The following is a 25,185-nucleotide window of genomic DNA, read 5'->3' as shown; positions in this document are numbered from 1 at the left end:
TATTCTTAAATATTTAATTCTATATATCGTTTCTTGGGGAATATATAACAAGAAACTAATTTTTATTATAAATAGCTCCACTATTTTGCATATAATCTCTTTTTTTGTCAACAATAAATACTCAAATGTGTATAAGTTAAAGCCTCTATAAAGTCATAAGTTTCCTTTTTATAGGAGAAAGCTTAAATGAAACAAGTGAGAAAATAATGATTGCCAAACCAATATAGAGAAAAAAGTTTGTATAATTTATCAAAGACATTTGTTGTGTCATTACAGCAACTTTACTTTTATCTACTGCTGTTAGTTGAGCTATTAATCCACCAAGTATTGAAGCAAATGCTAAGAAAACCCACCATACGCCTATCATAAAACCATTAAATTTTGCAGGTGCCAATCTTGCGAACATAGATAGCCCTATTGCTGATATTAAAAGCTCACCTAAAGACTGAAAACCATAGCTTGCTATCAACCAGTAAGCTGATACAACTCCATCTACAGCTGCAAATTTTGAAGCATATAATAAAACATATGAAAACCCTATCAAAAATAATCCCGTAGAAAACTTACTATATAAAGTTAAGCCAAATTTAGTTTCATTTGAACGAACATAGTAAAAAGCCAATAAAGGACTTAATATAAATATCCATAAAGGGTTAAGTGCCTGAAATGTCTCTGGCGCAATAGAAATACCAAAAACAGAATGACTAGCATTTTTAATCGTAAATAGATTTATAGATGAAGCCATTTGTATATATGAAATCTTATAAACGATAGCCTCTCCCATTAATATCAAAGCCAACATCATTTTATAGAAGAAACCTTCTTTCTTATATAAAAAGGCTATATATAAATAAACTAACAAACATATAAGAAATGTTATAGTGACAATCAATTTAGCAACAATTAAATAGCCTAATAAATATTTAGTGATGCATATCATTATTACCACGCCAACTACTACCCAAAACAAATATTTATAATTTAACTTTTTACTTCCGGCATGCGTGGAAAGATTACTCATTGTATAATAGAAGCCCACAAAGGTAGTTATAGCAAGAACAAGAGCTAATGCTATAACGATAAAACTTGTTGAATAACCAAAGCTCTTAGCTAAATTTGGAATAAGTATTATCCCAAGTAATGAACCTATATTAATAGACATATAAAATAGAGTAAACGCATTACTAATCATGCCATAGTCGCAACCATGGTAACACTTTGATAGTAAGCTTGTAGGATTAGATTTAAAAAGTCCTGTACCAATACAAATAAATGATAACCCCCAAAAAGTTGCTTCTTGAGTTTGTAATATTAATAAAAGGTAACCACATAAAAGTAGAATAAGTCCAAAAACTATAGTCCTTTTGGCTCCAAGTACTAAATCACCGATATAACCGCCTATTACAATAAATGCATACACTAAAGCAGCAAACGTTGCATAAGTCGCTATTGCCTGACTTTCACTTAATTGAATGTTGCCAGTTTGAAGATATACTACTAATATGGAGATTAAAGCTTGATAGCCAAATCTTTCCCATATTTCTAGCATAAAAATAGTATAGAAAGCTTTTGGTTGATTAAAAAAATTTAACATGATTTTTTATACAAATTAAAAACACATTTGATTATTATATAACTTTTTTCTAAAGCTTGGTATTTCTCTATTTAAACATCAGAATATAACCATTATTCACTTAACTTATAAAGCCTAGTTTATATATTTTTATCCTAATTCATTAATCACTTTATTTTATTAAAGCTTAGCACCTACATTTTAATTACGATTTATAGCATAATAGATAACTAATTAGTTATCAGACTACATATAAAATTTATACATAATGAAAAATATTAGAAACTTCTCAATTATTGCACATATTGACCATGGCAAATCTACACTTTCTGATAGGTTTATACAGGTATGTAATGGACTTTCAGAAAGAGAGATGAAAGAGCAAGTTCTTGACTCTATGGATATAGAAAGAGAAAGAGGTATTACAATAAAAGCCCAATCAGTGACCCTGGATTACCTTGCAAAAAATGGTGAAACATATCAATTAAATTTTATTGATACTCCTGGTCATGTAGACTTTTCTTATGAAGTATCTAGATCTTTGGCTGCTTGCGAAGGAGCTCTTCTAGTAGTCGATGCTGCTCAAGGTGTAGAGGCTCAAACAGTTGCTAACTGTTATACAGCAATAGAGCAAAATTTAGAGGTCATTCCTATATTAAATAAAATAGACCTCCCATCAGCAGATCCTGATAAGGTTTGTGAAGAAATAGAAGAAATAATAGGTATTGAAGCAACTGGTGCTACAACATGTAGTGCTAAAACAGGACTTGGTGTTGAGGATGTTTTAGAAACTATTGTTGCAAAAGTGCCCCCACCTCAAGGTGATGTAAATGCAAAATTACAGGCTCTTATTATCGACTCATGGTTCGATAACTACTTAGGAGTAGTATCATTAGTTAGAATTAAAAATGGCACACTAAGAGCTGGCGATAAGATAAAGGTTATGTCAACTGGTGTTTCTCATCAAGTTGATAGAGTCGGAGTTTTTACTCCTAAAATGAAGGACTTAGATCATTTAAAGGCTGGTGAAGTTGGTTTTATCGTAGCTGGAATAAAAGATATTCATGGGGCACCGGTTGGAGATACTTTGACTTTAACACATAACCCAACAGATAAACCGGTGCCAGGATTTAAAAAAGTCCAACCTCAAGTATATGCTGGCATGTTTACTATAAGTTCAGATGACTATCCTGCTTTCCGTGAGGCTTTAGAGAAACTTAGCTTAAATGATGCTTCTTTATTTTTTGAACCAGAAACATCTCAAGCGTTAGGTTTTGGATTTAGATGTGGCTTCTTAGGAATGCTTCATATGGAGATTATTCAAGAAAGACTTGAAAGAGAATATGACTTAGACCTTATAACATCTGCTCCAACCGTTGTTTATAAAGCCGTTAAGAAAGATGGTGAAGTTATCCAGGTTGATAACCCATCAAAACTTCCTGATCCAGGATCAATTGATGAAATTCAAGAACCTATCGTTCGAGCTAATATTCTTGTTCCTAAAGATCAGGTAGGAAGCGTTATAACTCTTTGTATAGAGAAAAGAGGTATACAAGTTGATATGAACTATGTGGGTAGCCAAGTATCTATTACTTATGATCTTCCTATGATTGAAGTAGTTTCAGACTTTTTTGATACTTTAAAATCTGTAACAAAAGGTTATGGTTCTTTAGACTATGAATTACATCGTTATGAGCCAGCAAACATGGTGAGGCTAGATGTACTTATTAATGGAGATAAGGTTGATGCTTTGGCTAGTATTGTTCATAAAGATCAAGCTAAATACAAAGGCAGAGAGTTAGTAGAAAGGCTTAAAGAGCTAATCCCAAGGCAAATGTTTGAAGTTGCTATACAAGCTGCCATCGGAGGCACAGTTGTCGCAAGAAGTACTGTAAAAGCGCTTAGAAAAAACGTACTTGCAAAATGCTATGGTGGAGATGTTTCTCGTAAAAGAAAACTTTTAGAGAAGCAAAAAGCAGGTAAAAAGAGAATGAAGAATATTGGTTCTGTAGAGATTCCTCAAGAGGCTTTCTTATCTGTTTTAAAGAAATAAGTTATAAATATAAAGTTTTGCTATTATCATAAATCTATTTAATAATTAGCTTTTTTATTATATTTATATATTTTAGTATCGTTGTTAGCTATGTAAAAGTTTGTAGTCAATCAATTTAATAGTGTTTTTATTATAGCTTATATTTTCTATATTATATTTAATGTCTGCTTTCGGCTTGCCATCAACAGAGATTATAGCTTTACATACCCTAGTATCTTTAGAAAAGCTAATCTGAGAATAACCTGAAAAGCTAAATAAATGCTTAACTCATTGGTAACCCAATAATGATAATTACTATAATGATTGAACCAATACTTTCCCAAAGTCTTGGTCTTTTAAGTCTTAATTTTTTAATAATCCCTTTTTGTAGCTCATTAAGCGCTAAAATAATACCAGCATAAAGAATGCCAAAAGCATTGCTAGCAATAAGAAGACTATTACAAATTTAATTGTTTTTAAGCGATTCTTTTTTATTGATTCCGTAGCATTCTCCATTTAATAGGACCTCCTACATAATTTACTAATGTATAAATTTTAATATATAATCTTACACAATAAATTTTTATAAATATTAACTAATGTCAAAAAAAGTAATCGTAGGAATTTCTGGGGGCGTAGATTCTTCCGTTTCAGCACTTTTATTAAAACAGCAAGGTTACGATGTAACTGGTGTTTTTATGAAAAATTGGGAAGAAGATGATACAGATGAGTTTTGCTCAGCCTCAGAAGATATAAAAGATGCTGAAGCTGTTTGTAATTCTATCGGCATTCCTTTCAAGAAAATAAATTTTGCTGCTGAATATTGGGATAATGTATTTGAGCATTTCCTAACTGAATATAAAGCTGGTAGAACTCCAAACCCAGATATCTTATGTAATAAAGAAATCAAATTTAAAGCATTTTTAAGTTACGTGAAACTACTTGGTGGAGACTATATTGCTACTGGACATTACGCAAGATGTCAAAAAGCAGAAGATGGAACTTATCAATTAGTAAAAGGGCTTGATGACAATAAAGATCAAACCTACTTTTTATACACTCTAGGACAAGAGCAACTTTCTCAAACATTATTTCCTATTGGCGAGATATGTAAGGATAAAGTTAGAGAAATTGCTAAAGAGAATAGCCTAGTTACTTTCGACAAAAAAGATAGTACTGGCATCTGTTTTATAGGTGAGAGAAAGTTTAAAGAATTTCTATCTAAATACCTTCCTGCGCAACCAGGTGAAATACATGATGAGAATGGTATCAAAATAGGTACACATGAAGGACTTATGTATTACACAATAGGTCAAAGGCAGGGATTAGGTATTGGTGGAGTCAAAAATCGCCCAGAGGTTCCGTGGTTCGCTGCAAGTAAAGATTTAAAAAACAATATTCTTATAGCTGTTCAAGGACATAATCATCCTTTACTATTTAAACAAAATTTACATGCGATTAACTTAAGCTGGGTAGCTGGTAACTCTCCAGCAAAAAGTTTTGAGTGTTCTGCAAAAATCAGATATAGACAAAAAGATCAAAAATGTACAGTTCTATTAAATACTGATAATTCTGTAAATGTTGAATTTAATGAGCCTCAAAGAGCTATTACCCCAGGTCAATCTATAGTATTTTATGATAAAGATATTTGCTTAGGTGGTGGAATAATAACTGACTAATTCAGAAAAGAGTTAAAAAATTAAGATTGAACAACCTCTTCACTACTTCCGCTAGAAACTACTTTAGTTTGTGCAGTTGAAACCTTAAGATTGGCTGCAGCTTTCTCTGACTCTGTTTCATTAGTATTTGCTGGCTTACCATCTACGATTTCTCCTAAATAGTTAGTAACTTCTTTTTTCACAACAGTATTTTTCTTCTCTATTTTTGTCTGAAGTTTTTTAACTTGCTTAACCGCTGAGTTAGTCATATGTAAATATAAATATTCTGGATCAACTATAAATGGCTCAAGAATAGTATTAGCATTACTACTCTCAGCGATAGCTGGGAAGCTGACAACATAGAATACTTTAATTTCTCTATGTCCATTAGTTGAAACTATTGTACCCACTAAGTCTGCAGCTAATTTATATTTATCCTTAACTAAAGCATATTCTTTCTCTCTATCTACAATAACCTGTTTAATAGGGGTCGCTTTAATAGTTCCTATATCAATAGACTTTCTAATAGTTGTAATACCAGCCTTATCTAAGTCATTAATTCTTTGATTACCATAACTGTCTTGGGCAAGTTTAGTATCTATATCTATCATTTTAGCTAATGCTTGCTCTCTAAATTGCTCAGCCTCTTCTAATGTAAAGGCAATACAAGTACCAGAATAGTCCCTCTCAAAACATCCATGTCTTTTATCAACCAACATAAACATCTTTCTTGTTTTATCATAATACAATTGATAATTAGGAGTATTAACCCCATGGCCAAGATATACAAACTTATCTTTGGTTAATAAGTTCCCACAAGATGTTAATCCTAACAAAAAAAGTGAGAATAATAATACTTTAAATAAATTCCTCATAAATTCACCTCTTTAAAAGTGAGACATTCCTCCTAATTCTTGCTTAGTAGAAAACAAAAGTAAAGTAAAAACCTAATTTTAAGGCAAAGAATCTCTATTATTTAAGATGAAGAATTAGTTACCATTAGTTTCTTATATTTTTTTTCTATCATTTGTCTCTTTAATGGGCCTAAATGATCAAAATATGTAATGCCATTTAAATGATCTATTTCATGCTGAATACAACGAGCTAAATAACCTTCTTTCTCTACAATATACTCTTCACCAAATTCATTTAAAGCTTTCATTTTTACTTTAGTAGCTCTTTTAACTTTTGCTGAAACGCCTGGAAAGGATAAACAACCTTCTTCATCAATTATTGTTCCTTCTTTTTCTATAATTTCTGGATTTATAGCTACAACAATATTTGGAGAATCTGTTTCTATATTATCAAGCATTATAAAAAATCTTTTCTTTATACCAACCTGAATAGCCGCTAACCCAACGCCTCTAGCATCATCCATCAATCCAGCCATCTCATTAAAAACTTCTCTTAATGAATCATTTATTTCTTCTTTTGATATAGATTCTGCAACCTCTTTCAAAAAAGGATGAGGATACTCTAAAATTTCTAAAGCCATCTTTTTCCTCTATTTTTTTATTATCTCTTCTTTTATTTTAGCCATTGTAATAGCGGCTTGTACACAGTATTTACCCTTATGTCCTTTTTTACCACCCACTCTTTCTAAAGCTTGCTCTTTATTATGAGTAGTTAAAATACCAAATATAACTGGCAGATCATACTTAAGCATGACCTCTTGAGTACCATAACTAACTTGATCACAGACATAATCATAATGGTCTGTTTCACCACGAATTACACAACCAAGTAGTACAACCGCATCATATCTACCAGTTTTTGCTAAAAGGTTTGCAACAAAAGGCAGCTCTACTGCACCAGGGACTTTTCTAACTTCAATTTGGCTATCTGCCAAGCCCTGAATTCTTGCTTCTTCTAAAGCTCCCTCTAACATTTTATCTGTAATTAAAGAATTAAACTCACTTACTACTATTGCTAATTTATTCATATCAAAGACCCTTAATTTTATGCTGCATCCTATCTATTTTCGTTTTTAGATAATTTTCATTATGTTTATTTATAAAAGATTCACTTTCTGTAAGCTCTACCGTTATACCAGCCCATTCTAAAGCTTCTTTCTTTTTGGGATTATTAGAAAGCAAACGACATCTGTCCACATTATTAAATTTTAAAACTTGGACAGCTAAATCATACTTTCTAGAATCTATAGGAAGACCCAATGCAAGATTTGCATCTATCGTATCTAAGTTCTCATGCATTTGTAAGTTATATGCTTTTAATTTATTGATTAAACCAATACCTCTTCCTTCTTGCTCAAGATATATTAAAAAACCACCCTCATTACTTATTCTTTTTAAAGCATGATGAAGCTGTGACTGACAATCACATCTTAAAGAACCAAATAAATCTCCTGTGATACAAGATGAATGCATTCTAACTAAAGGGTTATTTCCTTTATACTCTTTAGATAAAACTACTACTTCTTCTTTAGTATATTTATCTTTATAAACAGACATCTCTAAATCACCAACATCTTTTAAAGGAATTGTTGATGAAGCTTCTTTTTCAACAAAAATCTCTGTTGCTAATCTGTACTGATATAGCTCCTCTATGGTTAATAGTGGTAGATCATACTTCTTAGCAAACTCTATTAGTTGTTCACCTTTCATCATGGTACCATCTCTATTCATTAGCTCACATAGAACACCGGCACTATTAAAACCACTTAGTCTCATTAAATCTACAGTTGCCTCAGTATGTCCATTTCTGCCAAGCACTCCTTTATCATTAGCTATAAGAGGAAAAATATGGCCAGGTCTTGCCAACTCTTCTGCTTTAGCATTTACTTTTGAAGCTACCTGTATGGTATGAGCTCTATCTTTAGCAGATACTCCTGTTGTAACCCCTTCTTTAGCTTCTATAGTAACTGTAAAAGGTGTAGTAAAAGTACTATTGTTTTGATCTGCAGCAACCATAGGAGTTAAGTTTAATTTCTTTGCATGAGTAGAGTCCATCGCCAAGCAAACAATACCGCTAGTATGCTCCAACATGAAAGCAATATTTTCAGCTGTTGCCATTTGCCCAGGAAATATCATATCTCCTTCATTTTCTCTATCATAATCATCTAGCACAACTATAGGCTTACCTACCTTTAGTGCACCTATGGCTTTTTCTACATTTTGTTTTATTTGATTAAACATTTTTTAATCCTTTAACATATTTATAAATATATTTACCTGTCGCATCCGCTTCCAAATTCACAGAAGAATCTTTCTTATAGTTTTTTGCTATAGTTACCTCAACAGTATGGGGAATTAAAGTCACAGTAAAGCTATCTTTCAACACATCGACAACTGTAATACTCATACCATCAATACTTACAAACCCTTTAGGTATAAGATAGTTTATGAAGTCTTTGGAAGCAGATATCTCAACTATCCACGCACCGCCAACATCTTGTATATTTTTTATAATACCTTTTTCATCAACATGGCCTTGCATCATATGGCCACCAACAAGATCTCCGTATCTAATAGCTGTTTCTGTGTTTACTAAACTACCAATCTCTAAACTATCTAAATTTGTTTTTATTAACGTTTCTGGTACAGCATCAAAACTTGCCATTGAATGATCTGCATTAAAGTCAGTCACTGTAAGACATGTACCATTTATAGCAACACTATCACCAATACTACACTTATGACAATTTTCAAAAGCTATATACAAAGTCTTAACCTTATCTTTAATATTTATCTTTTTTACTGTTCCTAATCCCTGAACAATACCACTAAACATTAATTATCTCCCTTCACTTTAGCATTTACTAAAATATCTTTATCAAGCCTACTAACAGAATCAAAAGATAACTTTTGCTTATTTTCAAAATCTGCTATTAGAACAGGTGATATGTATACCATAAATTCATCAACCAATTTTTGGTTTATAAAATCATTTAGAAGTCCTTTGCCGCCTTCAACTAAGATACTTGAAATTCCTACTAACCCTGCTTTTTCCAGAAACTTTTCTAGATATACTTTCCTACTGTCTTCAGCTGCTGGCAATAGCCAGAAATCAATATTTAAAGAGCTTAGTTTTTCCTCTGCTTCACTAGAAATATCCGTACATACGAATATGGTCTTAGCTACTTTTTGATCTAATACATGCCAATTGGAATCTATTTCATTTAGTTTAGAAAAAACTATAAATCTAATCGGGTTTAAAATATCTAAAACCCCAACTCTTACATCAAGCTTAGGGTTATCTCTTAATAAAGTATTTTTACCTATTACTATTGCATCACAAATATTACGGGTCTGATGTGTATATTCTCGAGATTTTTCTGAACTTATTTGCTTACAATCATTGAATTTAACTGATATTTTTCCATCTAAAGACATTGCCCACTTAGCAAAGACATATGGTTTTCTAGTTTGCTGGTAGTGAAAGAATATTTTATTCAAGTGCTTAGCTTGTTCTGCAAGCACTCCTACCTCCACTACTATTCCAGCATCCGTAAGCTTAAAGACTCCTTTTCCTGCAACTTTAGGATTGGGGTCAAGAGTTGCTATAACTATTCTTTTAACTTTTGCAGCAATTAAAGCATCAGTACATGGACCAGTTCTACCTGTATGACAACACGGCTCTAATGTTACATAAACCGTTGCACCATGAGCTTTCTCTCCTGCCATCTTGATAGCATAAATCTCAGCATGCGGCTGACCTGCTTTTTGATGCCAACCCTCTCCTACTATTTGACCATTCTTTACAATAATGCAGCCAACCATAGGATTTGGAGAAACAGTTAGTCTACCTCGGCCTGCAAGTATTAAAGCTTGATGCATATAATAAAGATCTATATTCTTCATTTATCCTCTTAATAGCTACAAAAATTTTTCAGGAAAATAGAAGGAATAAAAACAATAGACATAATTTGCCACAAAATAGCAAAATACATAAAAACTATTATTAAAACAACCTTCTTCCATCCAGACTATACTGTCGGCTTTGGATTCTCACCAAATCTGCTGACCTTTTTGAGTTAACAAAAAGCGCTCGCGGGCTTCTATAAGAATAGTTACCGCCGGTAGGGAATTTCGCCCTGCCCTGAAGATTGTTAAAATTATAGCATATTAGTTTTTTTGAAACAGTATTTGTAAAAAATATTAGTGAGTCGTAGGCTTTTTCTCATTAAACTTCTTTTGCCAATCACTCGCTGCATTAAGTTTAATCACTCCTGTTTTAGTATCTATAATATAATTTCACTATAAGAAAGTTGATACCTGCCAACCATCCGCTATTACTAGAGTTGGAATATAACAAAGCGTTAAACAAACTATACTTATTTTAATTTTCTTACTTAACATAGATATCAACCATACATTTCTTTAAGATGTTTATTAAAGAATTCTAATGTATCAGAATAATCATATTTTCCAGTTATAACCTCTATATAAACACCACTTGTATGCTCTCTAGCTTTTTTCAATGCTTCAGCTAATTCTTCACCTGTTTTAACTTTTATAGTTAGCCAGTCATTGCACCCAAAGGCTTTTGGCAAATCTTTATAGTTTAATTGAGCAAGATCATCGTAACTTGGATCAGGATCTATCTCTAAAGCCCTTTCAACCATAAATCCATCATTATTTATACATAAAATAATAGGATTTACTTTATATCTTCCCATTACTCCTAACTCATTAAGTGTAAGCTGATGTGACCCTTCGCCTGTTATCAATATAGTTCTAGAATCTGGATTAGCTAGTGCCACCCCAAAGGCAGCAGGAGTAGCCCAACCAATAGAGCCCCATAAAGTTTGATTATAATACTTCACACCTTCTGGCAATGGTAGCTTCGGCATATTAAGTGATGAAGAACCAGTTTCTACTACAAGGCTGTCTGTACTTTTTAAGAATTTTAAAACTTGGTTATAAAATACTCTTAAAGTTAGGTTTTCTTTTGTTACTGGTAAATCTTGTATCTTCATTTGAGAAATATTTGGCTTATAATTTACACTTCCAACTTTTTCCAATAGAGCATCAAGTAATTCTGATAAGTAAACATCTGCTAAATAAGATTTTTTATCCTCAACAAATAAAGGCGCTAAATTTAATACTTTGTTTATATCTAAATTATTAGTAAATCCAGACGTGTTAAAATCTGACCATAGAGCATCTCCTAAATTAATAACTAGATCTGCTCCTTCTACTATTTCAGCAGTGTTTGGATCAGATAATAAACCAGCATAAAAACCTACATAATTAGGGTGAGTTTCAGATATGACACTCTTATCATGAGGCATAATAGCAAAAGGTATATTTAATTTTTCTATAAGCTTGATAGCCTTTTCAGTCACTCCAAACCTATCTAATTTTACAGCCGGTATAGCTACAACTTTTTTAGTTTTATTTAAATGCTCTAGTACTAGGTTTACAGCCAATTCAAGCTGATGTGAATTACTCTTTAAATAACTACAGTCTATATCATCTGGAGTTATATCTGTTACAGGACGATTTCCACCATCTAAAGATACACTTATATAAGCTGGTTTACGATATTTGAATGCTTCAGCTATAACCCTATTCATCTCTCTACGAGCGTTTTCTGGCGTAATGATGGCTGAAACACAAGCTGCTGAGGCTGATAATTCAAAAAAATTTCCAAAGACTCCATCACCCAAAGTATGATGAACTTGCTTCTTCTTTCCTACTGCTCCATCACTTGGGCTACCAACTAAATGAAAAACAACTAAGTTTTCTGCTTTTGATCCCATAACTCCATTTAATGCACTTAACTCGCCCACAGCATAAGTAGTACACAGAATAGATGCTCCATTAACCCTTGCATAACCATCTGCAGCATAACTAGCGTTAAGCTCATTAGCATTTACTATATTATTAAGTTTTCGATTGTTAATAAGAGCATGATCTAATGCAAAGGCAAAATCTCCAGGTACTGAAAAAGAATGATCTATTCCCAAATCTACCAATCTCGAAACTACATATTCTGCCACAGTTGATGCATTACTTACAGTATCAAAGATTTTTTTACCATCTATATTTTTTTTCACCACTTCTTCCTCTTTTGTTAACGACTACTTATTTATATGTCTACTTACCATCATCAGATCATCACAGCTTTCTATAATAAGGTCTGGTGACATTTCAACGCACTTACTGCTATCTCCATATCCATATTTAACAAATATAGAATTTGCTCCACAATTTTTAGCAAAAATAATATCTGTTTCTGTATCACCTATTATATATGTTTTTCCAAGGGTTGCATGCTTATATATAGTCTTTATATATTCATAAAGCTCTACACTTGGTTTTTTATATTTAGCTGAATCAGCTCCAAATATATCTCCGATATATTTTCTCAAACCATGAAAATTAAGGATTTTTTCAATAGCAAGAGAACCTTTATTGCTAACAATAATAATATTAACCCCATCAAAAAATAATTTCTCTAATAGATCTTTTATGCCTTTATATAAATAGGTGTTTTTATAGGCAGTTTCATTGTATATCTCTCTATATAAGAGCACTAAACTAGCAACATCTATATCTAAATTAAGTGACTCATTTATATGTATTAAAGAATTTTCTAAGGTTATACCTTTTTTAAGTGTTTCTGAAATAATCTTATCATTTACTTTTACTGAGTATTTTAAGTATGTATCTTTTATAGAATAAAAAACACTATCTTTAGTATCACAGATAGTGCCATCAAAGTCGAATATAGCTAATTTCATTTATCCCTTAGGCTTACTAAAAACATATTTTTCTACAATCTCACCTCCTATTAGGTGCTTTTGTATTATTTTTTCCAAAACCTTCGGTGTACAAGAGTGATACCAAACATTATCAGGATGAACTACAGCTATAGGCCCATCTTGACAAACTCTTAAACAATAAGTTTTTGAACGATATACATTACCATTCTGAGAAAGCTTTAATTCTTGTAATCTCTTTTTCAAATACTCCCAAGATTCTAAAGACTCTTTACCTTTACAGCACTTTTGTCTCTCTTGGTCACAACAAATAAAAATATGCCTTTTTATATTATTTAATCCAAGCTTTTCAGCTTTTTCATCTAGTGACTTACTCATTGCAAAAATCTCCGAAATATTTTGGTGTTTTTAACTAATTAAAATATTAAAATAGCTTTTAGAAATATCATAACAAAAACTCAAAAATAATGGCAGATAACATAAGCAATGAAACTTTAGAAGAATTAGCTAAAGTTCATATAAGAGATGTAAAAAGTAAAAGACGATGGAGATTGATATCTCGTATTATTATAGCTTTAGTAGTTATATTTTTTATAATATCGGCTTTTTTAAGCAAATCAGATGACCTATCTCCACATATAGCCTTAATAAAAGTTTCTGGAATAATTGCTGAAGACTCAGAAGCTAATTCATCTAGAATTATAGAAAGCCTAGATAATGCTTATAAAAACAGTAATGTAAAAGGAGTTATCGTTCAAATAAATAGCCCTGGAGGATCGCCTGTTGAGTCCGATGACATATATAACCATATGATATATTTACAAGAAAAGCATCCAGATATCCCTATGTATGCAGTCTGTACTGATTTATGTGCTAGTGGTGGTTACTATATCGCAACAGGTGCTAAAGAGATTTATACAAATAAAATGACTATAACAGGCTCTATTGGTGTTATTGGAAGTGGCTTTGGATTTACAGGTCTTATGGACAAAATAGGTGTAGAAAGAAGAACTTATACAGCTGGGAAAAATAAGGGCTTTTTAGATCCATTTACGCCTCAAAATCCTGAACAGAAGAAAGAATTTGAAAAAATATTAAAACAAACTCATCGAGTATTTATGGACGCTGTTGAAAAATCTCGAGGTGATAGATTAAAAGATAGATCTCTAGAAACAACTTTCTCTGGTGAGCCTTTTAGTGGTATAGAAGCAAAAGATTTGGGACTTATTGATGGATTTGCCTCTGTTTCAGAACTAAAAAGAAATAAGCTTGATGATTTGCCTATCATTGATTACACTCAGCCTTTAGATTTTTTCACCAACTTATCAAGTAAAATAGGTAATGGTGTATATTATAAGGCTTTGTCTGAAAGTGGTGTTAGCTTAAAATAATAAGGTAAATTCTATTGAAACACAGAAAAACATCGCTATAATCGATAGTAATATGGTTTCACTAATTAATAAACAAATAAGGAATTTAATTATGAAAAAAACTATCTTGGGTACAATAATCGCTGGTGGTTTAATGTTATCTGCAACTTCAGCTCTTGCTGGTGGCGTAGGTTTTGCTAATGTTCAAGATATTTTTGAAAAGTCTTCTTTAGGTAAAGCTAAAGTGACTGCTGATGAGCAAAAGCTTAAGCCTCAAATGGACAACCTTAAGAAAAATATTACAGCTCTTCAAGAAAAAATTAATGCTTACGAGACTGATAAAGATGCTGTAGAAGCTGATAATGCTAAAGGCGATACAAAAGATGCTCAAGCTGCTGACCAAAAAGAAGCTGCAGATAAAGCTCAAGCTAAAGCAGACTTACAAAATGCTATGAAAGATTACCAAGACTTAATGGGTCAAGTACAACAAATGGCTAGTGATGATGCTGATGCGTTTAAAGATTCTTTAACTAAAGCTTCTCAAGATGTAGCTAAAGCTAAAAACTTAGATGCTATATTACCTGCTGAAATGAGCTTATATAATGCAGATAGCCTAGATGTTACTAATGACATCATTGCTAAAATGAAATAATCTTTAATTAATCTTTCTTTTTTTCTACAATCCCTTTTAACTTTTTTTTATTCCTAAAGCTATGTATAATCTACATAGCTTTAAATATGTATATATAATAAAACATGGAAAATTTATCTTATTTTGTTTCACAAAACTTAGTTTTTTGTTTGTCATTTATTTTACTTTTGGCTATCTATATAGTTTTTGAATTAACACAGTCAAAACATAGTCAAACTAGCTTAAGTGTGCAAAATGCAGTAGCAGAAGTTAATAAACATAAAGGCGTTTACTTAGATGTTAGAGCTCCTGAGGATTATAAAAAAGCTCATGTTATCGGAGCTATAAATATACCTTCTGAGAAAATAGAAGAGAGTTTAAAGAAATTACACAAACATAAAGACAAGCCTGTGGTTATTTATGGAAATAGTCATTCAGATAAGACAAGAAATATTCTTCGTAAAGATGGCTTCGAAAAAGCATATTCTTTAAAGGGTGGCTTTAGTGCTTGGCTACAAGCTGGTTACCCCGTTAAATCTGAAGATGCAAATAAATAAGGATTAAACTATGAGTAATGATAATAATTTACCACAATTTCAAATACAAAAAGTTTACGTTAAAGATGCTTCTTTTTCAGTTCCTAATGCTGATAAAATTTGGATGTCGGAATGGAAACCTCAATTAAAGACAGACTTAAACGTTTCTGCCTCTAAACTTCCTGAAGAAAATACTTATGAAACTGTAATAACATTAGAAATTCATGTAGAAAGTAATGGAATAGAAGCTTTTAACTGTGAAGTCAAACAAGCAGGAATTTTTACAGTTCAGAATATGACAAATGAGCAATTAGAACATGCAAAAAATGCTTTCTGTCCAAATATATTATACCACTATGCAAGAGAAGCTATTTCTGACTTAGTCATTAGCGGAGGATTCCCTCAGCTTTGTCTTTCTCCTGTTAACTTTGATGCTATGTATCAAGATTCATTAAAAAAAACAGCTGATAATAAACAGCATTAATAAGGTTTAAGAATGAGTAAAGAACAAGCTTTAAAATCAGCCTTATCACAAATAGAAAAACAATTTGGTAAAGGCTCAGTAATGAGACTTGGTGATCAAGAAGCTAGCACAGATATAGAGGTAATTCCTTCTGGAATAATTAGCCTTGATGTTGCTCTTGGTATCGGCGGCTATCCTAAAGGGCGTGTTATAGAGATTTACGGTCATGAATCATCTGGGAAAACCACTTTAACATTATTAGCTATTGCCCAATGTCAAAAACAAGGTGGAACAGCTGCTTTTATAGATGCTGAACATGCTTTAGATCCTAAATATGCAGCTTTACTAGGTGTTGATATTGAAAACCTTATTGTTTCTCAACCAGATACTGGAGAACAAGCTTTAGAAATAGCTGATATGTTAGTTCGTTCTGGTGGTGTTGATGTTGTTGTTATAGATTCAGTAGCTGCACTTACTCCTAAGGCTGAAATAGAAGGTGATATGGGAGATTCTCATATGGGCCTACAAGCTAGACTTATGTCCCAAGCTTTAAGAAAGCTAACAGCTAATATTAAACGTTCAAATACTTTGGTTATGTTTATTAACCAAATAAGAATGAAAATTGGTGTAATGTTTGGCAACCCTGAAACAACTACTGGTGGTAATGCTCTAAAATTCTACTCTTCTGTAAGATTAGAGGTGAGAAAAGGCAGCCCTATCAAAGATGGTACTGAAGTATCTGGAAATGAAATAAAGGTCAAAGTAGTAAAAAATAAAGTTGCTCCCCCATTCAAACAAGCTGAGTTTGAGTTAGTTTATGGAGAGGGTATATCTCTAGAAGCAGAGCTTGTTGACCTTGGTGCAAAACACGATATTATTGAAAAATCTGGCGCCTGGTATAGTTATAAAGGTAAAAAGATCGGTCAAGGTAAAGAAAAAACTAAAGACTATCTAAAAGAGCATACTGATGAAAGAGATGAGATAGAGAAAGCAGTCCTTGAACTACTTTTACCTCAAAAGTATGCAAAAAAAGACTCAAATAAAAAAGAAAATAACTCTCAAGATGAGCTTATCTAAAGAAAGACAATATATACTTTATCTCCTATCTAAACAAGATTATTCTCGAAAGCAACTCACTGATAAACTCTATAAAAGAGCTAATATTTCAAATCAAGAAATAGAGGATTTATTAAATGATTTTGAAAATAGAAAATGGCTTTCTGATGAAAGATTTATTCACTCTTTTATCCAAAGTGAAGTAGCAAAACTCAGAGGAAAAAAAAGAATAGTAAATACAGCAATATATCAAAAAGGTCTATCTGCAGAGCTAGTAGAGGAATATTTAAACACTCTTGAGATTAACTGGTTTGATCAGTGTCAAAAATGTTTAAATAAAAAATATAAAAATGTCCCTAAACTTCAGAAAGATCTAAAACTTAAACAAAAAGCTATTAATTACCTTGTCTATAACGGATTTAATTTTGATGAAATAAATGGGGCTTTGGCTTTTTTATAGTTTGACTTCATATTTTATAGTAGATAGACTATGTCTACCCAAATGGGGGCGAATATGGTTTCGACATGAATGTCAAAGTCCTAGGTGCATGTCGAGGAAGTACAGTACCTCGTAAATAACAGTACAAATGCCAATAATAACTGGCAATAAAAAAGCAAATCGCGTAGTAGCTAACGACAGCAACTTTGCTGCTGTTGCAAAAGCTGCTTAATCTAGCTTAATAACCTAGATACGCACAGATATGATAAGTTATCTTATGGACTTATCTATACATCTGTTCATATTTTGCATAAGACGGTTTTTGCTTCCGTCTGAGAGTAAGAGCTGTATATATCAGACTCGCTTACCTCTACCCTGACTAACTGGGGAGAGGTCAAGTCAAACTTTTAAATAAGTTAGTCTAAGCATGTAGATCCAAAGATAGAGAGTTTATGGACGCGGGTTCAAATCCCGCCGCCTCCACCAAACTTAAATCCCAACTCATCCCAAATAGACCCACAAAGCCAATAAAATAGAACCTCTTAGAAGATTTATTGTCCCAAGTAGTCCTAAATCATGTCATGAAATCCCGCATAAAAGTGTATACAAAACTGTATACGAGATATAAAATTTAGTTAATTTCTCACTCTCGTATACACCTATATGGCTGGAAAACTTACTACATCAAAGTTACAGAGCTTAAAAGCAACTGGCAAAGATTATAAATTATGTGATGGTAATGGCTTATATATTAGAGTCGATACTAAAGGAAACAAGACTTGGCAATTTAGATATAAGAATAAATGGGAGCCTCTAGGTAGTTATCCTACAATATCTTTAAAAGCTGCTAGAGAAGAAGCATTTAGAGCTAAACAACTACTATCCAATGGTAAAGACCCTAAAATAGAAAGAGAGAAACAAAAATATCAAGATGAGTATATATTCTTAAACCTAGCTACTAAGGCTATAGAAAGTAGACACCCTACTCAACCTTATGGCTGGGATAGTGAAGAAGTATACAAAAGAAACCTATCTATACTTAATAGACTAATACTACCTAAGCTTAAGACTCTAAATATTAAAGATATAGAGCCATATCAAATAGCTAAAGTATTAGAGGGTAATACTCCTAGTAATCAAAACAAGATGAAGAACTTATTTAACCTCATATTTAACTATGCTATTGGTAAAGGATTAATTAAATACAATGTAGCTAGAGATATAAAAGTAGATAAGGCTGATACTAAGGGCTTTGAATTTATAGACCCTGTAGAAGACAAATATCATTTTAGTGAACTACTAAGAGATATAGATACTTATAAAGGACAATATAATATATCTATGGCTTTAAGATTAGCTGTACTAGTAGGCTTTAGACCTAGAAACATAGTAGAGTTAAAATGGGAAAACATTAAGTCAGTTAAACAAGATGGTCAAGAAATCAACTTTATATCTATTAAAGCAGAAGATATGAAGATGAAGAGAGATTTTAGACAACCATTAAGTAAACAAGCTTATGACTTACTAATGGAAATAAAAGAATACAATGGTGGTCATGCTCATGTGTTCCATTCTACTAACTCTAACACTAGATATATATCTAAAGAGAGCTTATCTAAGGCACTAAGAGAAACTCTAGGCTACAATGGAAATAGTAAACCTAAACAGCATACTCATGGCTTTAGAAAGTCAGCTAGGACCTATATAAGTAGCATCAGAAGTAAATACAACTGGTGTGATGATGCTGTAAGAATGATATTAAGCCATTCAAAAGCTAACTCTATTGATGAGATATACGACAAGAACGACTTCTTAATAGAGAGGGCTGAAATGCTACAGCTATGGGCTGATTATGTAGATCATATAAGGGTTAATTCTAATGTTACTAAGATAGATAATGTGGGTTAGTTTTTAGATTTTTCTTGTTCTTGCTTCTCTTTTTCTTCCCTTTCTCTTCTTATTTCATCTATAAAAGATGCCCCTATTAAACCACTTGGTATTGCAAATACACCTATACCAAGAATAGCTAGCCCAGAGGCTACTAATTTACCTAATAGTGTAATTGGATACATGTCACCATAACCAACCGTTGTTAGAGTTGCTATACCCCACCATAGTGTATTAGATATACTTGAGAATACTTCTGGCTGTGCATCATGTTCTGCATAAAACATTATCACACAAGATATTACTAATATTACGAACATTAAACTGAAAGATACAAGAATCTCTAAGTATACTTTTTTTAATACCCTTACTATTCTATTGAGTATAGTTGTGTTCTGGAATATCTTAAATATTCTTAACAATCTTAGAACTATTAGCTGTTGAGAGTTAACTCCAAATATATCTAGGATTAGAGGTATAAATATAGCTATGAAATCAATAATGTTATAAAAACTAAAAACGAATTTTATTTTACTCTTTGAGGCTATCAGTCTGATACTGTACTCAGTACAAAACAGTAAAGAGAAAGATACATTTATATAATGAAGAAATAGCGTATTTCCAATATCTATTTGAGCTATAAGCGTCACAGTATTTAGCATTACTAATGAAACAATAATGAACTGATAAATTCTCTCTTTATTCATATGCCAGCCTCCAAAACATAGTTAATATGTATATTTAGAAAATATAATCTAATAATACTTAAAATAGGCGCTCGAGTTAATTAAAATAATTATCCCAGCAGCAACAAAACCCTCTTCTACAAATTAAATCTCTATAGTGCTATTATTAAATAATTAAGCACAGTCTAGGCTCGCTACCGAAAGACATATCCCAAGTGTTTGGCTGTGTTTAAGTTATTGGGAACACTGTGGGGGTGTAGTTTGGATAAGAAGAAACTGATCTTATTGAAAGAAGAAATTAATCTTGATGAAATTATACATTTCTTTGGAGATCTTGACTTTCATGATATTTTAGAGGAAATTTTTTACCATCAAAAAAAGGGAAACTTAAAACTGTATATTTCTGATGTACAATATATACATCTGGATAATTTCCCTGAGGGCTACTTTGAAAGTAAAGACTATCATCTTAAATTTAAAGATGAAGAGGTTTTTTGGAATAAATATGCAGAAAGTCGCTATCTAGAAAATGATTCCTCAAAAGAGCTAATCCCATATGATAGTATTGAGGAACAGAGTTTAGAGCTTTATGAAATTTATTTGCTAAGATGCTACAAAATTCCTAAAATTGCATGTCATAAAGTTATCTACAATAATCAGCTTCATACTATTGCGATGAAAAATTTTCATGGCGATAATGAACTATTTTATATTAATCCTTTTGAAGAGTTTGCTGCAAAGTATCCTCTTATAGAGGAATTTGGATGCGTCTATGTTAAAAGTTCTGAATTTATATCCTTATTTAAGGATGCATTAAATTTAGAGCCTTATATAACTAAAAATCATATTGAAATAACTGATAAACAATTAAATGATGACTATCAATTGAGCAGATCTCTAAATCTATACAATGATATCATTTTAGCTTTTAATAACAGTGAAGATTACAAAAAATACGGAGAAGCTACACAATCTATCAAGCACATACAACCATGGCTTAAAGAAAATTATTTAGATAAGAAAATAATCAATACTGACGACTTTAGAGTATTAATCAAGTTCATTAAGAGTCACTATAATATAAAATAGTGGCATATCTTTAAGCCTTATAATTCAATACATACAGATAGCATGGCATATAGTGGCATATAAAACATGGCACTATTGGCATATTTTTTATTTCTAGTTTAGCTCTTATATTTATCCTACCAGCAACTCCTATATAGTCCTAAATCCTACTATTTAGGCTGATGCTAAAGTTAATTGTCGACAATTTTAAATAATAACCCTAGCTAGGTTTACAGTTAACAAGGAATAAATTATGGGTAATAAATATAAAATAATGAGAATTGGTGAAGTTATAGAACTTACAGGAACATCTGAAAGCACAATCTGGCGATGGGTTAGTGAAGGTAACTTCGTTAAGCCTATAAAACTCACACCTAAAACTACTGGCTGGATATCCACAGAAGTCGAAGCATGGCTAGATTCTAAAATACAAGCTAGAAATATGGGGGTGTAGGTATGGAGCTAGTAAACTTTAATTTTAAAGATAAAGAAGTTAGGACCATTAATCAAAATGGTGAACCTTGGTTTATAGCTAAAGATGTAACAGATATTTTAGGATATAAAAATACTACAGACGCATTAAGTAAACATGTCCTAGAGGGTGAACGGGCTAGCGTTTCGCTAGGGCGTCAGGGTAATACTAATATCATTAATGAAAGTGGTATGTATGCACTTGTATTAAAATCTCGCAAGAAAGAAGCTATTTCTTTTAGACAGTGGGTTACTTGCGAAGTATTACCAGACATTAGAAAGCATGGCTTGTATGCTACCAATGATGTAATTAACAAAACTCTTAATGATCCTGATCTTATGATTAGCCTACTTACTGAATATAAGGAAGCAAAATTACAGCTACAACAAGCTCAACCATTAATAGAATTTGCTAACTCTATAGGCACTAGTGCTAAATCAATATCTTTTGATACTTATGCAAAACTATTAGCTAATGATGGGATTGATATAGGTAGAAACAGGTTATTTGCCTTATTAAGAAAGCATGATTATTTAATAAAATCTGGTGAAGACAAAAACAACCCAAAACAGAAGTATATAGAACAAGGATTATTTGAGGTTAAAGAAAGCGTGACAGAAACGGTTAAAGGAATTATTCCCACCAAGAAGACTCTTATAACTGGTAAAGGACAAATCTATTTCTTAAATAAAATCAAAGAGCTTCTAGTTATTGAATCTGCGGAGGTAGCTCAATCATGACTTTACAAAATACTACTAATCTTTTATTATCACATTTGTTGAAGGGCGTGGAAACCCAAATACAGAGTAGTGATATTGCCACTAACAAAAGCAATGATAGTGTGTATTTAAATAATAGCCACGATTGTATAGCTAGAGCTGTATCTATCGTTAGCGAGGCTTATTATGCACATTTAAGATATGTTATTCAATATATCTATCACAACATGGTAAAACTCTTTCGTTTTATCGGGAGGCATGAGGAATACAATAGCTACTTCGGTAGTAAATACTCATGGCTAGGCTCTGTACTAGTTTCCAACCGCCCCGATATATTTTGGAAAACAAAAACAGAAGAGGTAACTAACCATGTCAATTAATTTTAATAAAGATGCTTTCGCATTAGAAATAAGAAGTATTCATATGTCTAATTCTAGCCATGAAAAGAATTTAGATATAGGAGATATTGTCTACTTTGATCCTAAGCTACCTATACAAACTGGTAGAGTCGCAGTCATTAAAAATATGAATGATGAATATAACATAGTGTTGCTGCAAGAAGGCTCTAATAGTGAGTTTATAGGTAAGTATATTCATGAGTATTTTAGTAATAGAGAAATAGCTATTAAAGAAGTCGTAGCAATAGCATTTCGTAGAACTAGAGTAACAGATTTTGAGAATATTAGAGTATTTTAAGAGGTAGGCATTATGAATAATTTAACCCCACAAGTGGTGGATGATAAAGTAGAACATCTGCTTAGCACTCTTAATCTTAATTATACCACGTACTCAGAAGATGAGACTATTAAGTGGAATGTTGAGCGACTAAACAAACAGGCTAAGTTATATGAGCAAGGCAAGATAACACAAGCTAGGTTTGATGATATAAAGAGTAGTGCTTTAAAAGAGATAAATGCTTTCATTATAGAGAGAACTAAGAAGCAGTTTACTCAAGAGCAACAAGAGAAAATAGAAGAAATACATCAATCTATAGATATATTCACTTTAGGTGAGATGGTTTATAACGTTAGAAAAAATATAGGTGAGTTTATTCCTGGTGAGGCTATAAAGTCTATTAGCTGGAAAGAGCTTGATTGTATGGACTTAAGACCAAAGAACCCTATATTAGATCCAGTTATTAAAGAGAAAGACTTAACTATGTTATATGCAGAGCGTGGTGTAGGTAAGACTCATGTTAGCTTAGGTATTGCATGGGCTGTATCGACTGGTACAAGCTTTTTTAATTGGATAGCTACCAAACCATTAAAGACACTATTTGTTGATGGGGAAATGCCCTTACAGACTATAAGAGAAAGATTAAGGCTTATATCTAGAGGAAGTATAACCAATGATAACCTACAGATCATTAGTAATGACATCTTAGCTGATAATGGACAAGCTATGCCAGACCTTGCAACTATAGAAGGACAAGAGGCATTGCAGCAACATACAGATGAGGCTGATTTCATTATTTTAGATAATCTAGCTACCTTATGTCGTACAGGTAAAGAAAACACAGCAGAGAGCTGGAAAGTCACCCAGCAATGGCTATTACAACTTAGAGCTAGAGGTAAGACAGTATTAGTAGTAGATCATGCAGGTAAGAATGGTACCAATAGAGGCTCTAGTGCTAAACAAGATACATTAGATACTGTTATTAAGTTAAGTAAGCCCGGAGATTATGAATCAGAACAAGGAGCTAGGTTTATTGTTAGCTATGAGAAACATCGTAACTTCTATGGTGATGAAGCTAATAGTATAGAAGCACATTTAGTTAATGGAGAGTGGAATATAACCGATGCTAAACAATCTCTAAATCAAATGATTATTTCTTTAAGTGAAGAAGGACTTAGTCAAAGAGATATAGCAGAGGATGTTAACTGTAGTTTGGGTAAAGTTAATAAAGTATTGAGAGCTCATAAAGAACAACAAAGTTATTTGAAAAAATAGTAGTGTTCATTTTTTTTGTACCTAGACACCGTGAACAGTGAACATTTGCAGAACATGAGAGTGAACAGATATTGAACATTGTTTAGTTGCTACAATATAAACCCTTATAAATAAAGGTTTTAACAGCTTTAAATAGTGAACACAATATTGAACAAACCATGAACAGAGGTGTTCATTTATGCGTTCATAAGGGGTGTACAAAATGATATAGCGTGAACACTTTGTTTCATTAATTAAATGGAGATTGAACATGATTACAAACAAGGTATTAATAGATGAAATATTAAATGATATTGAATTAAGTTTTTTAGATTACAAATTTATAAATGCAATGATCTACTTTAAAACTACTAAAGAGAAAAGAGAGATTTTAAGCAAGTATAGGGATATATATTTTGAAACCTATAACCAAACACCACTAGAGTATCAAAAGGACAATAGAGGGCGGTTTAGGGCTAATTGTTGGTTGAGGGAGATTGTAGAAATATGAAATAAACTAGCTTTTAACCAAGGTACTGAGAAAATCTCGCTATAATATATAGGAGGAGTATCCTCTTCTCAAATATAAAAACCAAATAAAATTAAACAGGGGAAAATATGGATATTTTTAAAATAGAAGAGAATAATGAATATTTTATTATTTGTGATGATTATTCAAATTGTAAACTTATACAAAAAGATGATTTTTCTAAAATTCCAGAAAACTTCAATGGTATTGTAAAGAGAGTAGAAATATCAGAAGATAATTACGAATTTCAACTTAATGAGAATGATTGTTTATTTAATGTCAGCAATAAAGATATGTATTTTACTGGTCATTGGAAGTATAATGTACCTTGTCCATTATCAAAAAGACCTACTTTGGAGAAGAATCGGTACATATCTCCTTCTCAAGATGGATATGTATTTAATTTCCAAAAGAATATAGGAAAAGAAATTTACTTATGTATCTCTTAAT

At 32.0% G+C, this 25,185-nt stretch carries 27 protein-coding genes, 1 other RNA gene and 1 riboswitch; of the genes, 17 read left to right on the top strand and 11 right to left on the bottom strand.

Features of this window, described 5'->3' with window-relative positions; translation table 11 throughout:
• Window positions 1–145: 145 nt before the first annotated feature.
• Window positions 146–1,594, bottom strand: coding sequence for an oligopeptide:H+ symporter (locus DNK87_RS08830; RefSeq protein WP_119331192.1), 1,449 nt, complete (start codon window positions 1,592–1,594; stop codon window positions 146–148).
• Window positions 1,595–1,841: 247 nt separating this feature from the next.
• Between DNK87_RS08830 and lepA the strand changes: the two genes are divergently transcribed.
• Both lepA and mnmA read left to right on the top strand, forming a co-directional pair.
• On the top strand, window positions 1,842–3,626 hold the full coding sequence (gene lepA / locus DNK87_RS08825) for a translation elongation factor 4 (protein WP_119331191.1): 1,785 nt from the start codon (window positions 1,842–1,844) through the stop codon (window positions 3,624–3,626).
• Between the two features lie 578 nt (window positions 3,627–4,204).
• On the top strand, window positions 4,205–5,284 hold the full coding sequence (gene mnmA / locus DNK87_RS08820) for a tRNA 2-thiouridine(34) synthase MnmA (protein WP_119331190.1): 1,080 nt from the start codon (window positions 4,205–4,207) through the stop codon (window positions 5,282–5,284).
• Window positions 5,285–5,304: 20 nt separating this feature from the next.
• On the opposite strand, the gene DNK87_RS08815 is transcribed toward mnmA, so the two are convergent.
• From DNK87_RS08815 to DNK87_RS08775, 9 genes are all read right to left on the bottom strand, one after another.
• Window positions 5,305–6,138, bottom strand: a complete 834-nt coding sequence (locus tag DNK87_RS08815; RefSeq protein WP_119331189.1) for an FTN_0109 family protein — start codon at window positions 6,136–6,138, stop codon at window positions 5,305–5,307.
• Between the two features lie 101 nt (window positions 6,139–6,239).
• Entirely contained in the window at window positions 6,240–6,758 is a 519-nt protein-coding gene (def, locus tag DNK87_RS08810; protein ID WP_119331188.1) for a peptide deformylase, read from the bottom strand.
• A gap of 9 nt (window positions 6,759–6,767) precedes the next feature.
• Window positions 6,768–7,205, bottom strand: coding sequence for a 6,7-dimethyl-8-ribityllumazine synthase (gene ribH, locus DNK87_RS08805; RefSeq protein WP_119331187.1), 438 nt, complete (start codon window positions 7,203–7,205; stop codon window positions 6,768–6,770).
• A 1-nt stretch (window position 7,206) separates the two neighbouring features.
• The gene (gene ribB, locus DNK87_RS08800; RefSeq protein ID WP_119331186.1) at window positions 7,207–8,418 is read right to left on the bottom strand and encodes a 3,4-dihydroxy-2-butanone-4-phosphate synthase; all 1,212 of its coding nucleotides are present in this window, start codon (window positions 8,416–8,418) and stop codon (window positions 7,207–7,209) included.
• Window positions 8,411–9,013 carry a riboflavin synthase gene (locus DNK87_RS08795; RefSeq protein WP_119331185.1) on the bottom strand — a complete coding sequence of 201 codons (603 nt, stop codon included), beginning with the start codon at window positions 9,011–9,013 and terminating at the stop codon, window positions 8,411–8,413. The genes ribB and DNK87_RS08795 overlap by 8 nt, the downstream gene beginning before the upstream one ends.
• Entirely contained in the window at window positions 9,013–10,083 is a 1,071-nt protein-coding gene (gene ribD / locus DNK87_RS08790; protein WP_119331184.1) for a bifunctional diaminohydroxyphosphoribosylaminopyrimidine deaminase/5-amino-6-(5-phosphoribosylamino)uracil reductase RibD, read from the bottom strand. The genes DNK87_RS08795 and ribD overlap by 1 nt, the downstream gene beginning before the upstream one ends.
• A 104-nt stretch (window positions 10,084–10,187) precedes the next feature.
• Window positions 10,188–10,333: riboswitch (FMN riboswitch) on the bottom strand.
• A gap of 253 nt (window positions 10,334–10,586) precedes the next feature.
• Window positions 10,587–12,284 carry an alpha-keto acid decarboxylase family protein gene (locus DNK87_RS08785; protein WP_119331183.1) on the bottom strand — a complete coding sequence of 566 codons (1,698 nt, stop codon included), beginning with the start codon at window positions 12,282–12,284 and terminating at the stop codon, window positions 10,587–10,589.
• A gap of 24 nt (window positions 12,285–12,308) precedes the next feature.
• Complete coding sequence (locus tag DNK87_RS08780; protein ID WP_119331182.1) at window positions 12,309–12,971, bottom strand: HAD family hydrolase; 663 nt, start codon at window positions 12,969–12,971, stop codon at window positions 12,309–12,311.
• Window positions 12,972–13,328, bottom strand: a complete 357-nt coding sequence (locus tag DNK87_RS08775; protein WP_119331181.1) for a (2Fe-2S) ferredoxin domain-containing protein — start codon at window positions 13,326–13,328, stop codon at window positions 12,972–12,974.
• 89 nt (window positions 13,329–13,417) lie between these two features.
• Here DNK87_RS08775 and DNK87_RS08770 point away from each other — a divergent pair, with 89 nt between their 5' ends.
• From DNK87_RS08770 to DNK87_RS08735, 8 genes are all read left to right on the top strand, one after another.
• Window positions 13,418–14,341: a S49 family peptidase gene (locus tag DNK87_RS08770; protein WP_119331180.1), complete on the top strand. Its 924-nt coding sequence runs from the start codon at window positions 13,418–13,420 to the stop codon at window positions 14,339–14,341.
• A 91-nt stretch (window positions 14,342–14,432) separates the two neighbouring features.
• On the top strand, window positions 14,433–14,972 hold the full coding sequence (locus tag DNK87_RS08765; RefSeq protein ID WP_162523395.1) for an OmpH/Skp family outer membrane protein: 540 nt from the start codon (window positions 14,433–14,435) through the stop codon (window positions 14,970–14,972).
• Window positions 14,973–15,076: 104 nt separating this feature from the next.
• The gene (locus DNK87_RS08760) at window positions 15,077–15,508 is read left to right on the top strand and encodes a rhodanese-like domain-containing protein (protein ID WP_119331178.1); all 432 of its coding nucleotides are present in this window, start codon (window positions 15,077–15,079) and stop codon (window positions 15,506–15,508) included.
• 10 nt (window positions 15,509–15,518) lie between these two features.
• Window positions 15,519–15,971, top strand: a complete 453-nt coding sequence (gene secB / locus DNK87_RS08755) for a protein-export chaperone SecB (RefSeq protein ID WP_119331177.1) — start codon at window positions 15,519–15,521, stop codon at window positions 15,969–15,971.
• A 12-nt stretch (window positions 15,972–15,983) separates the two neighbouring features.
• A complete protein-coding gene (gene recA / locus DNK87_RS08750) occupies window positions 15,984–17,027 on the top strand; it encodes a recombinase RecA (protein ID WP_119331176.1) in 1,044 nt (347 codons plus the stop codon).
• A complete protein-coding gene (locus DNK87_RS08745; RefSeq protein WP_119331226.1) occupies window positions 17,014–17,466 on the top strand; it encodes a regulatory protein RecX in 453 nt (150 codons plus the stop codon). Before recA ends, DNK87_RS08745 begins: the two co-directional genes overlap by 14 nt.
• A gap of 44 nt (window positions 17,467–17,510) precedes the next feature.
• Window positions 17,511–17,931, top strand: a transfer-messenger RNA (tmRNA) gene (gene ssrA / locus DNK87_RS08740).
• Between the two features lie 177 nt (window positions 17,932–18,108).
• Complete coding sequence (locus DNK87_RS08735) at window positions 18,109–19,353, top strand: tyrosine-type recombinase/integrase (protein WP_119331175.1); 1,245 nt, start codon at window positions 18,109–18,111, stop codon at window positions 19,351–19,353.
• Here DNK87_RS08735 and DNK87_RS08730 read toward each other — a convergent pair.
• Window positions 19,350–20,039, bottom strand: coding sequence for an ion transporter (locus DNK87_RS08730; protein ID WP_119331174.1), 690 nt, complete (start codon window positions 20,037–20,039; stop codon window positions 19,350–19,352). The genes DNK87_RS08735 and DNK87_RS08730 overlap by 4 nt on opposite strands.
• A 240-nt stretch (window positions 20,040–20,279) precedes the next feature.
• On the opposite strand from DNK87_RS08730, the gene DNK87_RS08725 reads away from it, so the two are divergent.
• The 7 genes from DNK87_RS08725 to DNK87_RS08695 all read left to right on the top strand — a co-directional run bounded on the left by DNK87_RS08725 (window position 20,280) and on the right by DNK87_RS08695 (window position 25,184).
• The gene (locus DNK87_RS08725; protein WP_159240258.1) at window positions 20,280–21,107 is read left to right on the top strand and encodes a hypothetical protein; all 828 of its coding nucleotides are present in this window, start codon (window positions 20,280–20,282) and stop codon (window positions 21,105–21,107) included.
• A gap of 232 nt (window positions 21,108–21,339) precedes the next feature.
• Entirely contained in the window at window positions 21,340–21,540 is a 201-nt protein-coding gene (locus DNK87_RS08720) for a helix-turn-helix transcriptional regulator (protein WP_119331172.1), read from the top strand.
• 2 nt (window positions 21,541–21,542) lie between these two features.
• Window positions 21,543–22,298 (top strand): phage antirepressor, encoded by a 756-nt coding sequence (locus DNK87_RS08715; RefSeq protein ID WP_119331171.1) that lies wholly within the window; start codon window positions 21,543–21,545, stop codon window positions 22,296–22,298.
• 348 nt (window positions 22,299–22,646) lie between these two features.
• Entirely contained in the window at window positions 22,647–22,973 is a 327-nt protein-coding gene (locus DNK87_RS08710; protein ID WP_119331169.1) for a hypothetical protein, read from the top strand.
• A 12-nt stretch (window positions 22,974–22,985) separates the two neighbouring features.
• Complete coding sequence (locus DNK87_RS08705) at window positions 22,986–24,227, top strand: AAA family ATPase (RefSeq protein ID WP_244614644.1); 1,242 nt, start codon at window positions 22,986–22,988, stop codon at window positions 24,225–24,227.
• Window positions 24,228–24,477: 250 nt separating this feature from the next.
• Entirely contained in the window at window positions 24,478–24,717 is a 240-nt protein-coding gene (locus DNK87_RS08700) for a hypothetical protein (RefSeq protein WP_119331168.1), read from the top strand.
• 107 nt (window positions 24,718–24,824) lie between these two features.
• The gene (locus DNK87_RS08695; protein WP_119331167.1) at window positions 24,825–25,184 is read left to right on the top strand and encodes a hypothetical protein; all 360 of its coding nucleotides are present in this window, start codon (window positions 24,825–24,827) and stop codon (window positions 25,182–25,184) included.
• The last annotated feature ends 1 nt before the right edge of the window (window position 25,185 follow it).

It is taken from the genome of Pseudofrancisella aestuarii, from assembly GCF_003574475.2.
Taxonomy (GTDB): Bacteria; Pseudomonadota; Gammaproteobacteria; order Francisellales; family Francisellaceae; genus Francisella; species Francisella aestuarii.
The sequence above is the reverse complement of the archived record's forward strand: the minus strand, read 5'-3'. Positions and strand labels throughout refer to the sequence as shown.